The 13,188-nt window shown below is 62.4% G+C and carries 7 protein-coding genes and 1 other RNA gene; 1 reads left to right on the forward strand and 7 read right to left on the reverse strand.

Annotated elements, in window-relative coordinates; all coding sequences use genetic code 11:
- Nucleotides 1-218: 218 nt before the first annotated feature.
- Both xopP (M0D43_RS05115) and xopP (M0D43_RS05120) read right to left on the reverse strand, forming a co-directional pair.
- A complete protein-coding gene (gene xopP / locus M0D43_RS05115; RefSeq protein WP_286365595.1) occupies nt 219-2,381 on the reverse strand; it encodes a type III secretion system effector XopP in 2,163 nt (720 codons plus the stop codon).
- Between the two features lie 116 nt (nt 2,382-2,497).
- Complete coding sequence (gene xopP / locus M0D43_RS05120; protein WP_260808240.1) at nt 2,498-4,642, reverse strand: type III secretion system effector XopP; 2,145 nt, start codon at nt 4,640-4,642, stop codon at nt 2,498-2,500.
- A 408-nt stretch (nt 4,643-5,050) separates the two neighbouring features.
- Here xopP (M0D43_RS05120) and M0D43_RS05125 point away from each other — a divergent pair.
- A non-coding RNA gene (locus tag M0D43_RS05125) (sX9 sRNA) lies at nt 5,051-5,126 on the forward strand.
- 340 nt (nt 5,127-5,466) lie between these two features.
- On the opposite strand, the gene M0D43_RS05130 is transcribed toward M0D43_RS05125, so the two are convergent.
- The 5 genes from M0D43_RS05130 to M0D43_RS05150 all read right to left on the reverse strand — a co-directional run bounded on the left by M0D43_RS05130 (nt 5,467) and on the right by M0D43_RS05150 (nt 12,866).
- On the reverse strand, nt 5,467-6,192 hold the full coding sequence (locus M0D43_RS05130) for an AraC family transcriptional regulator (RefSeq protein ID WP_260808004.1): 726 nt from the start codon (nt 6,190-6,192) through the stop codon (nt 5,467-5,469).
- A gap of 139 nt (nt 6,193-6,331) precedes the next feature.
- Entirely contained in the window at nt 6,332-6,790 is a 459-nt protein-coding gene (locus M0D43_RS05135; protein ID WP_260808005.1) for a hypothetical protein, read from the reverse strand.
- Nucleotides 6,791-7,140: 350 nt separating this feature from the next.
- Nucleotides 7,141-9,261 carry a S9 family peptidase gene (locus M0D43_RS05140; RefSeq protein ID WP_260808006.1) on the reverse strand — a complete coding sequence of 707 codons (2,121 nt, stop codon included), beginning with the start codon at nt 9,259-9,261 and terminating at the stop codon, nt 7,141-7,143.
- Nucleotides 9,262-9,409: 148 nt separating this feature from the next.
- A complete protein-coding gene (locus tag M0D43_RS05145) occupies nt 9,410-10,255 on the reverse strand; it encodes a transporter (RefSeq protein ID WP_252163799.1) in 846 nt (281 codons plus the stop codon).
- Between the two features lie 640 nt (nt 10,256-10,895).
- Nucleotides 10,896-12,866, reverse strand: a complete 1,971-nt coding sequence (locus M0D43_RS05150) for an OPT family oligopeptide transporter (RefSeq protein ID WP_252163800.1) — start codon at nt 12,864-12,866, stop codon at nt 10,896-10,898.
- Nucleotides 12,867-13,188 lie beyond the last annotated feature (322 nt).

The following is a 13,188-nucleotide window of genomic DNA, read 5'->3' on the forward strand; positions in this document are numbered from 1 at the left end:
TGGCGACGGATTTTGACACTCGCTCGTCCTGCAAGCGTTGTCAGGCAAAGAGACCCCAAGCTCCAATCCTGCCAAATTGCCTCTATCAGATGCTTACGTTTTCATGTCCTTGTCAGGCCTGCTGCAACCTGACCGCTCACGTTGAGTGATCGGTGTAGCGCTGAGGGCGTTTGTTCGGGAGATCTGTTTCCTTGGTGAGGACAGACTGAGCGTCGTGGTTATTGTTGCCCACCAGCGCCAGCCGCCCAAAGCTGGCCCAGCAGCTTCGAGCCGATTGTTGCCCGGTGCACCTTGGCCTCGGTATTTCCGAGGGCGCGCATCATCTCTTCCCAGCGTGGGCCCAGGTTGACCTCCCTCGCCGTCTTCAGGTGGACGGCGGTCAAGTCCTTATAGTGGAGCGCGCGCAGCCCAGCGGGCGTTACCAGTTTTTCGGTATGTACGTGGACAAACCAGGGCGCGGGAATGTCTCCATTTGACTGCGGCGTGTGGTCGATACGCACTTCGAATAGCCTGCCACGGGTGCCACGGTCGCCCTCCGAGGGAAGGCGATTCGGCGCCGTGATGCGTGCCAGTCCATTCATCGCCAACAGGCGCTCCAGATGCGGCGCACGCGGTTGCGGATCGGTCTTGAGCGCATCGGCTTCGCGCCGTTCGAAATCATGCTCGATCCTGTGGAGAAGATGCAGTTGCGTGTCGAGTTGTGCGATGCGCTCGTCTCCTGCACGGAGCTTGCTTTTGAGCTGCAGCAGACGCTCACTCGATCCGAACCAGCCCTGCATGGACGTCCTGGCAAAATCGAAGGCCGTCGCCGCGTCATGCCTGGAGTCGCCGATCAGTCGCTCTACGTCGGTGGTGTCCTTGCCAAGGCGCTTGGCGAGCGCGATGAAATCTCCCCCGAGTTCTGCCACTGGCAACGACTCCAGGGGAGTGCCTCTCAGTATCTCGTCGGCCTGTTTTTGCGCTGCGCTGCGCGCATCCATGACCCGCTGCGCGGGCGCTGCCGTTGAGCTGGAAGCATCAGGCGTGCGCGTGCGCGCCTTGCGTGACCTGCTCGATTTGCGTGCTGTCGTTGTCGACACGCTTGGTGTTACCGACGCCGGTGCCTGTTCGGGCGAAGCCGCTGCTGCGCCAATCAGCTGTCTGTCCTGGACGGCGAACTGGCACATATCAACAATCGCCTGGCGTTGGTCGGCAAGTGCCTGTGCAAGATCGAGCATCGGTAGCCATAGGTGATCTCTGGCATCCCCTCCTTCCTCGATGAGCACGGCAGCATCCATACACAGCTGCGTTGCCGCTCGGCCACGCATCTCGGCGTATTCGACAAGCACATTCTCGTGCATGGCCAGCATCTCCGGCGTCAGCGAATGCTCGGTTGAGAGATAGCGTTCAATATGCATCTTGGTCAGCGCCGTGAACGCTTGTCCGACCTTGGCTTCCATGCACCTGTCTACTTCTTCAAGCGCGCGCAGTCGATCTAGCACCTGTGGCAGGCTGCAACCACTTGCTTGATCGGAGAGTCTTATTGAATATATTTCGTACAGCACTCCACGAACGGTTTGCATCCGCGTGTGACAAGATTCCATCGTCATCCTGATGATCGGCAGCTGGGCTTTCATCGAGTCGCACGGTGCCCGATTCGTCATCGGCGACTTGATACGTCGCAAAACCTCTTCCAACGCTGCAATGGCATCAAGAAGATGAGCGCGTAACGCATGCCATGATTCCGGCTGCTGCAGTCGGACGGCTTGGCTATCAAACCCCGCAAAATCGCTTCTTTCCGTAAGCACAGAATCCAATTCCTGGGTCAATTTCTGATCGATCATTCTTTCGCATGACACATAGTTCATTGCTGCGGCTTGTGCGAGAGACGAAACCAATTGATTCTCATGGGCTTCGATGTCGGGGGGTGACATGCGGCGCTGAATCTTGAGCTCGCTCAGCGCCTGCAAGCCTTGTCGAGCGGATTCGATTGCAGAAGCGCCGGACCTGAGTCTTGCTTCAAGGGATTTTGCGTCCACTGAATCCCTCGACGCTACGTTTGTGGCCAGGTGATTGAACAGCTGCAACCTGGACGAGGCCCTGTTCAATACCTCGAACGGATCTGGTCCTCCCGAGACAGATGCCGGGGTAAAGAGCAGCGCCCTGACATCCCTGACGTTAGCGGATGATGATGCGGGCGCACTGGCTCTGGAAGCTCTGGCGGCCCTCGGCGCTCTGATGGCAAGCCCGCTGAGTTGCGCGGAGGGAGGCCCTATGTCGGTAGGCACGCTCGCGTTTGCCCCCGCATCCTGTGGTGCTGCCGCTGGCTGAGTGAATGACGCGGGATCCACTGGGGTTTGATTGGTCGCTGGGGTTTGATTGGTCGCTCGAACTCTCGGCACGATGCATCCTCCGATATTGCCATTTCAATTGCCACACATGACGCCCAGATGTGCCTGCTCTCGGCAGATGCGCGACCTGGTGGTTTGGGTATGCGACGGGACGTTGACCGTTGTGGCTATCGCTGCCCACCAGCGCCAGCCGCCCAAAGCTGGCCCAGCAGCTTCGAGCCGATTGTTGCCCGGTGCACCTTGGCCTCGGTATTTCCGAGGGCGCGCATCATCTCTTCCCAGCGTGGGCCCAGGTTGACCTCCCTCGCCGTCTTCAGGTGGACGGCGGTCAAGTCCTTATAGTGGAGCGCGCGCAGCCCAGCGGGCGTTACCAGTTTTTCGGTATGTACGTGGACAAACCAGGGCGCGGGAATATCTCCATTTGACTGCGGCGTGTGGTCGATACGCACTTCGAATAGCCTGCCACGGGTGCCACGGTCGCCCTCCGAGGGAAGGCGATTCGGCGCCGTGATGCGTGCCAGTCCATTCATCGCCAACAGGCGCTCCAGATGCGGCGCACGCGGTTGCGGATCGGTCTTGAGCGCATCGGCTTCGCGCCGTTCGAAATCATGCTCGATCCTGTGGAGAAGATGCAGCCGCGTGTCGAGTTGTGCGATGCGCTCGTCTCCTGCACGGAGCTTGCTTTTGAGCTGCAGCAGACGCTCACTCGATCCGAACCAGCCCTGCATGGACGTCCTGGCAAAATCGAAGGCCGTCGCCGCGTCATGCCTGGAGTCGCCGATCAGTCGCTCTACGTCGGTGGTGTCCTTGCCAAGGCGCTTGGCGAGCGCGATGAAATCTCCCCCGAGTTCTGCCACTGGCAACGACTCCAGGGGAGTGCCTCTCAGTATCTCGTCGGCCTGTTTTTGCGCTGCGCTGCGCGCATCCATGACCCGCTGCGCGGGCGCTGCCGTTGAGCTGGAAGCATCAGGCGTGCGCGTGCGCGCCTTGCGTGACCTGCTCGATTTGCCTGCTGTCGCTGTCGGCACGCTTGGTGTTACCGACGCCGGTGCTTGTTCGGGCGAAGCCGCTGCTGCACCAATCAGCTGTCTGTCCTGGACGGCGAACTCACACATGTCAAGAATTGCCTGACGTTGGTCGGTAAGCGCCTGTGCAAGATCGAGCATCGTTGGCCATAGGTGATCTCTGGCATGCTCACCTTGTTCGATGAGCGCGGCGGCATCTACACACAGCTGCATCCCCGCTCGGCCGCGCATCGCGGCGTATTCGACAAGCACATTCTTGTGCATGGCCAGCATCTCCGGCGTCAGCGAATGCTCGGTTGAGGACAGACGTTCGATATGGACCTGGATCACATGCTTGAGCGCTTCGCCTACCTCGGCATGGTCAAGGCTGTCGATTTCTTCGAGCTCCCTCAGTCCGTCAATCACCTGGAGCAGGCCGCAATCGCTGGCCTCATCGGCAAGTCTCCTTGAATGTATTTCGACGAGCATTCCGCGGACGGTCTGCATCCGTTCATGGCACGATCCCATCATCGCCCTGACGACCGGGAGATTGGCCTGGAGCGACTCACGCGGCCCCTGACCCGTCATCGGCGACCTGATGCGCTGGCAAACTTCCTCCATCGCTGCAAAGGCATTCAGAAGATGAGCGCGTAGCGCAAGCCATGGTTCCGGTTGCTGCAGACGGATGGCGTCAGCGGACAACACCACCATCTCGACCCTTTGGGTCGGCACATGGCCCAATTCGGTGCTCATTTTCTGATCGATCATCTTCTGGCATGCGCCGTAGTGAAGCGATGCGGCTACTGCGAAATGCCGCACCAGGAAATTCTCGTGTTCTTCGATATTGTCGACCGGCATGCGTTTTTGGATATTTAACTCGGCCAGCGCCTGCAAGGCCTGTCGAGCGGATTCGATCGCAGACGTTCCGGACCGGAGTCTTGCTTCCAGGGCTCTGATATCCGATGGTTCTGTCGGCACTACGTTTTGTGCCAAGTCGTTGAAGCGTTTCAGCCTGGATGAGGCCTTGCTCAATACTTCGAAAAGATTTGGCCCTTGCGCAACTGACTGCGCGGCAAAGAGCGCTGCCATGACGTCCTGTGCGTTGGTAGACGATGCCGCTGGGAGATTGGTTCTGGAGGCTCGGCCCAGCCGCCGCGGCCTGATGGAAAGCCCGCCGAGTTGCGCGGAGGGCGTCGCGCTGTCGGCAGAAGTGCTTGCGGCTGATCCCGAGCCCGATGGTGTCGGTGCAGTTTGAATCAATTGCGCGGGATCCGGTGGGGCCTGCTTGGTCGATTCAATTTTAGGCACGGTGCATCCTCCGATATTGCCATTCAATTTGCTTGCACACGGCGTCCTGATGTCCCCCAGTCCCGGAATATGCGTGGAACGTGGTGGTGTCGTACACCAGCCCTTGCGAGCCAGCAGCGATGCTTGTTGCCAATGCGTTGCGCAGGAACCGCGTTACCTGTGCCATGGCGCACGATCCGCCTGCCTTATCGTGTTGCAAATTGCAGTGCCTGCGTCGCTCGCTGCTGGATCCACCCGGTATTCTTCATCATGCGATTACAGACGACGTGTGCAGCGAAATCCGTATTGCCGTTTCAACACAAGCAACTCGACCGACTCAGGTGTCGGTGTGCATGCCATCGCTGCCTTAGAGCAGCTAACAAAACAACGGTGCAGCCGCCAGGCGGGCGCGGCCGGTGCTCGGAATTCATGTACCAGTCGTACACTCCGGTTCCTGCGCGCCGTCCGCACCTACCTGACGACTGCTCGCTAGGTTTTGTTAGCCGCTCTTAGTAAACCACCGAATGCTGCGCTGTTTGCATGCTGCGCGAATGCTTGGTGACTGATACGAAGACGACCCGACTGCCCACGCAGCTATTCAAGGACGAGACAAGGCTATCAAGGCATCTCCCAATAACTAGGCGCCTATCAAGGCCCGTTACCGCGTCCGACGCCCTTTGATGATCGGCACAACGCTCAGGAATCAAGAGAGCACAATAATGTTGCAGGCTCGGTGGCCGCCCATCCACGGCATGCCCTTGTTTGGAAAACACCTAATCAGGCAGTTCAAGAGATTTTTAGGCCCAACTCACGTATTGCGCATGCACGTTGAGATGCCCCACCCTCTACACTGCTTCGGTTGAACACTGCTGCGCACTCGCCAACGCACGATATTCGCGTGGCGTCATGCCCACCGCTTGCTTGAATTGCCGCGCGAAGGCACTTTGATCGCTGAAGCCGCAGGCGTGGCCGATTTCGGTCAGGCTCTTGGTTCCATGCAGCAGATGCATCGCCATCTGCAGGCGCAGCTTGGCCAGCACTTGCTGCGGCGTGAGCTGGAATACCTTGCGGAACGAGCGTTGCAGCTTGGACATCGAAAACCCGGTGATCTCTACCAGCGCCTGCATGCGGACGTTCTGCGCGTAATTGGCATTGAGATACGCCAGCGCAAGCCGCAGCTTTTCATACTGCGATTCGTGCCCGTCCTGCGGGCCCAGATCGCGCGAGATGCCGATGATGCCTTGTACCTTGCCATCGACCAGCAACGGCCGCTTACAGGTGAGACACCAACCCGGCTCGCGGTTGGCGAACAGATGCAGCTCCAGCAGGTTGTCGATCACCTCACCTGCCAGCACCTGCTCGTCCTGATTGGCGTAATTGGCCCCCAGGCCACTGGGATAGACCTCGGCAACACGCTTGCCGATCAGGTCCTTGCGCGATTTCAGCCCCAGTCGCCGCAGCATGGTCTGGTTGACGTGGGTGTAGCGGCCCTCGCGATCCTTGACGAAGAACAACACGTCCGGCACGGCATCGAACAACGCTTCCAGATCGGCAGGATCGATGCTCTTCATGCGAGAGGATTCATGCAGTGCAATGGGCTCGGGATCGGGAAAGGCGCATCAACCGCGGCGCGCGATCGAAACAACCCGCCGCCCGCCGCCCGCCGCGCCATGATACGCCGCACGCGCGACCGGCCTGCGCCTGGGTGACTCAGCGCGTGTTGTTGCCCGCGTCGACTGCAGCCGGTGCCGCCTTGGCATCCACTGCCGCAGCGGTCGGGTTGCCGATGCGATCCAGCGGCACCTGTCGCGCACGCCAGCTCTGCACCACCGCCGCACCGGCCTGCGAGCCCACCTGCACGCGCAAGCGCGCACTGCCACCGGGCGCAATGAACTGGACTTCGCAATCGCCAGCGGCCATGCAGCTATCGGCCGCAAGTGGATCCACCAGCTGCCAGCCCTGCTCCATCACCGCCTGCACAAACGCGCGATACCCCATGCCGGACTTCAGCGTGGCCGGCAATGGCACGCTCGCATCGCTGTCTGGCTCGGACACAGGCAGTGCCACCGGTGCGCGCGCAGGCGCAACGGCAGGCCGCGATGCGGCGCCCAAGGCAGGACTACAGATCAGAGCGATTGCCCACAATGCGGGGCGGAACGACGTGCGCATGCAAACGGTCCTTGCGATCCTGGCAGGGAACTGGGAACTGGGAAGAAGAAGATGCGCTATTTTGACACGCCTGTGATGCGCTGCGGCAAAACGTAGTCGGGATGCATTGGCCCGTCATCCGGATGGCAGCGCCGCAATGCCTCCAGCGCAAGCGTACTCATCCGCATGTATTGGATGATCGAAGTAACCGTCTGCAACGCGCCGCGCCGGGATCGCCGCCGCCGGCATACGTCATCCCAGCGACGGGTAATTTGATGGCGACCATCGCGACTTGCGCTTGCCGATCACCGAGCCCATGGCACCCGCTCAACAACCCGACACGCCGCACCAGGCGGCGTGTCGGTCGCACGTTACTGGCCGATGTGCTGCTTCAGCCAGCTGTTGACGGTGTCGTGCCACAGGATGCTGTTATCCGGCTTCAGCACCCAGTGGTTTTCGTCCGGGAAGTACAGGAACTTGGAATCGATGCCCTTGCGCTGCAGCGCGGTGAACGCGGCCAGGCCTTGTTCGACCGGGATGCGGAAATCCTGCTGGCCGTGGATCACCAGCATCGGCACCTTCCAGTTGTCCACGTGCAGCACCGGGTTGAACTTCTCGTAGCCGGCCGGGTTCTGCCACGGCGTGCCGCCGTTTTCCCATTCGCTGAACCACAATTCCTCGGTGGCGTAGCCCATGGTGCGGTTGTCGAACACGCCGTCGTGGTCGACCAGGCACTTCCACGGCTGGTTCCAGTTGCCGGCCATCCAGTAGACCATGTAGCCGCCATAGCTGGCGCCCAATGCGCAGGCCTTGTCGCCGTTGAGGAAGCCATACTGCTTTTGCGCGGCGGCCCAGCCTTTTTGCAGATCTTCCAGCGGGCGGTCGCCCCAGTGCTGGCTGATGGCGTCGGTGAACTCCTGGCCGTAACCGGTGGAGCCGTGGAAGTCGATCATGACCACCGCGTAGCCCTGGCCAGCGTAGGTCTGCGGATTCCAACGGTTACTCCAGCCATTGCCGAAGCTGCCCTGCGGGCCGCCGTGGATCAGGAACGCCACCGGATAGGTCTTGCCTTCCTGGTAGTTGTAGGGCTTGACCACGTAGCCATGCACGGTGTCGTTGTTCCACCCCTTGAACTGGAACTGTTCGTAGTCGCCGAACTGCACATCCGGCAGCAGTTCGCCGGCGCTCTGGCTGATCGCGCGCAGACCCTGGCCTTGCGTGTCGCTGACGAAGACCTGGTCGCCACTCTTGAGCGAGCTGCGGGTAAACGCCAGCGTGTTGCCGGCCAGCGTCGGTGCATGCACGCTGCCCTCGCCCACCAGCTTGGTCGCCTCGCCGCTGGCGATATCGATCTTGAACAGCGGATGCTCACCGAGATCGTCGGCGCTGGTGTAGAGGCTGCTACCGTCGTCGCTCAGCACGATTTCGCCAGCCGAGCGGTCCCACTTCGGCGTAATCTCGCGCGTCTTGCCGCTGGCCACATCCATCGCCATCAGACCGAAGCGGTCGGCCTCGAAGCCAGGGCGCTTCATCGCGCGGTAGTACAGGGTCTTGCCGTCGGTGCTGAACACCGGGCCGGCATCCCAGGCGGGGTTAGACGCCGTCAGATTGACCGGCGCGGACTTGCCGGTGGCATCCAGGCGGTACAGGTCGAAGTTGGTCTGCCACGGCTCGTCGTTGCCGGTGGGCCTGCCGCCGGTCTTGGCGTTCTTGCCCGCTTCCGGGCCATGCGACTGCGGAATGCGCACGCTGGCGACCACGCTGCTGCCATCGGGCGACCAGGTGTAATCGTCGTTGCCGCCGAACGGCTTGGACGGCGCATCGCCGGCCAGGGTGGCGCTGATCGCCGACGCCCCGACCACTGCTTTTGCACCGGCTGCGGGCAACTCGGCCACGAACAAGGTATTGCGGCGGCCATCGTTCCAGGTATCCCAGTGGCGCACGAACAACTGGTCGTACACCACGCCGCTAGCCTTGCTGTTCTTGAGCTCGCCTAGCGTCTTCTTGGTGCAGCCCAGGTCCGAACCGCAGTCCTGGAACACGCCTGCGCTGAAAGCGACGCGCTTGCCATCGGGCGACAGCTTGTAGCTATCCACATCCACCGCAAACGCGGTGAGTTGCTGCGGGGTGCCGCCGGCCATCGGCTGCGCGTAAAGCTGTTGGCTGCCGGTTTTGCTGCTGAGGAAGTAGACCGTTTTGCCATCCGGCGACAGCGCCGGGCTGTTGACGTTCCAGCCTTCCGGGGTCAGCCGCTTGGGTGGCGACAGATCGCGAGTGCGCAGATTACGCACCCACAGGCTGGTGGCCGGCTTGCCATTGGCGGTCTTGGCCTGGCGCTTGGCGAACAGCACCACGCTGCCATCCGGGCTGAGCGTGGGCGAGGACACCCTGTCCAGCGCCACCATGTCGCGCACATCGAAACCGCGCGCGGCGGCGAGGCTTGGCAGGGCAGCCAGCAAACACAAGGGCAATACGGCGTGACGCAGCTTCATCGAGATCTCCGGCAACGGCAAAACGTCGATGGTAGGCGTTGCTGCAGCACACGCGCAAAGGCAGGAGGTCATGCGGCGCGACGTGGTGCGCCGCGCACTGATGCGCCTCGCCCATGCCGCCTGCACGCGGCACGGGCAGCTGAGCGCTTTAGAAGCGGTGCGACAGACCTACGTAGACCTGCGTGTCGGGCGTGCGGTCGTTGAGGCCGAAGTTGGCACCCACATCCAGCTGCAACAGCGGGTTGAGCAGATACGACGCCGCGATGTCGGCCGAGTACTGCTCGACGGTCTGCGCAGGGTCGCGGTTGATCGAGGACCACAGTTCAACGGCCATCGACAACTTCGGCGTGAGCGGGCGCGCCAGATTGATCACGTTGACGATGGCGACATGCTTGCCGCTGCCATCGCTGTCGGCCAACCAATCCAGTTCCGGCCCGAAGGTCAGCGAGAAGCTGCTGGGCAGCACGAAGTTGACCGGTAGCGCGAGGCCGCCTTCCCAGGTGTCGTTGCCCAGACCGGTACGTGCGGTGGGTGCCTTGACGAACGGCAGCAGCGCCACGCTGGCGGTGTCGCTCTCGTAGACGCGCGCCTTCATGCGCAGATAGAGATCGCCGCCGCCGCTCAGGCTGCTGCGCTCGCCGGTGGCGCGGTCGGTGGTCTTGACCTGTAACTGTGGCGCCCAATTGAGTTGCAGATCGATACGATCGCTGACGCCGTACTTGAGTGTGGGATTGGTGAAGTATGAGGTTTCCGTGCGTGTGCCGGGCTGGCTGTCGCGGGTGTAATTGCCGATGTCGGTTTCCAGCTGCCAATCGCCAGCCGGCACGGTGCAGGTGGCATTGGCCTTGGTCGGCCGATCGGTGCAGAGCGCCGCTTCGGTGGCGTCTTGCGCGTGCGCCTGAACTGCGAGGCTGCTCAGCGCTGCAGTGACGATGACGGCGAGCAGCGATGCGGGTGTCTTGCGGAAAGACGAGCGCGAGGTGATGGTTGGCATTGCGGTGATTCCAGGGCAAAGCGCGGCACAGATCGCAGGACCGTGCAGCGTTGAAGAGTGGGATGTGTGAGGCATTACTAGGCGCTGTATGGCGGCGCTACGCTTGGTCGGCCGTGCCGCAATTGCGGTTTTTCAGGGCGGCGTCAGTGCAGTCGCTATGCGATGCATCCGCCCACTGCAGAGAAGTGCGCAGGCTTGCACTGCCAGACACTTGCCTGGCGTTGCAGCGTCAAGCACAGCGCGTGAGCGCGCCACGGTCTACAGCGTGGTTGGGATCGGGATCAGTCCAGGCAGGCAGCACTCATGGCGCACCGTTCGTGCGGGAGACGGCACGATAAGCAGGAGCGGCATAAAGTCGCTATGCACGGCAGCTGCGCAGGACGTAAAGCCGGCGCAAAGTCGTTCTGGTGTGTGTGATGGCAACCGGGCCATCGCAACGTTGAGTCGAAGTGCGTCGTGCGGACGACCAGGCGCCATTGCAGCGCTGGCAGGCGCAACGTGTTTCGCAGTTGCCTTGAGCCAGGTGGCCCACGCAGCTGTTTCTCGATCAATCAGATCGGTAATGGATCAAGCAGCGCATATAACGATACGCGGCTTGCAGATGGCGCATGCAGACCGCATGCGCCATCGAGCATCACACTCAGACCGCCTGTTCGCCGCGCTTACCAACGCGATACAGCAGCCAGCCGACCAGGGCCAGAATCGCCAGGCCAAACCACTGATTGAGCTGCAACGCAGCCGGCAACGCCAATACATCGGCGCGGCTGGACAGCACGATCGGCACCGCAATGGCGATGCCCATCAATGCCTCGCCGGTGATCAGGCCAGCGGCAAACAGCACGCCCGGACGATGCACGCGGTCGCGGCCGTCTTCGTCGTCGGCACGGATGTTGTGGAAGCGCTCGACCAGATGCGCGATCAGGCCACCGATGAAGATCGGCACCATCAGTTCCAGCGGCAGATAGATGCCGATGGCCGCGGCCAGCACCGGCACGCGGAAGCGCTTGCCGGTGGCCTTCAACCATTCATCCAGCGCGATGATCGCCGCGCCCACGCCGGCACCGATCGCGATCATGCTCCACGGCAGCTGGCCGCCGAACAGCCCCTTGGCCACCGAGGCCATCAACGTGGCCTGCGGCGCACCCAGCGAGTTGGGATGCTGTGGCGTTGCCGGGCCGATGCCGTAGGCCTGGGCCAGCAGATTCAGCACTGGCGCCATGATCAATGCGCACGAAAACGCGCCAATGCCGAGCATCAGCTGCTGCTTCCACGGCGTGGCACCGACCAGATAACCGGCCTTGAGATCCTGCAGATTGTCGCCGCCCACCGCCGCCGCACAGCACACCACCGCACCGATCATGATCGCCGCCACTGCGCCCAGCGGTGCGGCGCCGATGCCCACCGGCACCAGACCGTCCTTACCCAGCAGCAACACCAGCACCGCCGAGGCGAACAGGATGGTGGAGATGGTGATGCCCGACACCGGATTGTTGGACGAACCGATCAAGCCGGCCAGATAGCCCGACACCGACACAAACAAAAAGCCTGCCACGATCATGATGATGGTCATCGGGATCGACACATGCCACTGCTGCACGATGGCCTGATACAGGCCCAGCAGCGGCAGCGTGCACAGCACCAGCGCCACCAGCATCCACTTCATCGGCAGATCGCGCTCGGTCTCGGCAACCACGCCGCCGCCACTCTTGCGCGCGGCGGCAAAGCCGCTCTTGACGCCGGAGAACAGCGATTTGCGCAGCGAGAACAAGGTCCACACGCCGCCGATCAACATCGCGCCAACACCGAGGTAGCGGATCTTCGCACCCCAGATGCCGAAGGCGGTATCGGCCGCCGACGCACCGACCAGGCTCTGCGCCAGCGCCGGGTCACTGCCCATGAAAAACTGCTGGTACAGCGGGATGGCAATGTGCCAGGACAGGATGGAGCCGGACAGCACCACGATGCCGACGTTCAAGCCGACGATGTAGCCCACCCCCAGCAAAGCCGGCGACAGGTTGGTGCCGATGTAGCCGACCAGACGGCTGCTGCCCAGGTAGGTGGCCTGCGCCCAGGTGTCCGGGATCACGCGCAAACCGCTGGCGGCGGCGAGCTTGACCAGCGCGCCGATGGCGCCGGAGGCGGCCAGGATCTTCAGGCCCGGGCCGGGATTTTCGCCGGCTTTGAGCACTTCGGCCGCCGCCTTGCCTTCGGGGAAGGGCAGCGGGTCTTCGACGATCATCGAGCGCCGCAGCGGCACCGAGAACAGCACCCCGAGCAGGCCACCCATGCCGGCGATGCCGAGCACCCACCAGTACTTGAAGTCCGGCCAGTAGCCCATGATCACCAGCGCGGGGATGGTGAAGATCACCCCGGCCGCGATCGACGAGCCGGCCGACGCACCGGTCTGGACAATGTTGTTTTCCAGAATGGTGCCGCCGCCGAGCAGGCGCAGCACGCCCATCGACACGACCGCCGCCGGGATGGCAGTGGCAATGGTCAGGCCGGCGAACAGGCCGAGGTAGGCGTTGGCGGCCGAAAGCACCACCGCCAGCACGATGGCCAGCACGACGGCACGGAAGGTGAGCTGGCGCGGCTGCGCGTCGTGGCTCATTGGGCATTCCCCTGTAGGCAAAAAATCCGTACCACGCTAGCGCCTGGGCCGACGCGAGTCCAGCTGCGGCGCGGCGTGACAGTGTGCGTGCTGTGGCCGGTGGGCTTGGACGCGACCGCAGGGCAGGCCTGCCGGCGATAGCTCGCTGGATCACTGCAGGAAGCTGCCAGATCAGCGCGAAGCAAGGCATGGACCACCCGGAACCGATCGCAAGTCAGACGTCCGATGGCACCCACCTGCCAGCGAAACTATCAACGGGACAGCGAAGTAAGGGTGCGGCCGCAATGTTGCTCCCTGCAGAGGCAGGCAAGCTGCGTGTGAG

Source organism: Xanthomonas prunicola (genome assembly GCF_025266575.1).
GTDB classification, from domain to species: Bacteria; Pseudomonadota; Gammaproteobacteria; order Xanthomonadales; family Xanthomonadaceae; genus Xanthomonas; species Xanthomonas prunicola.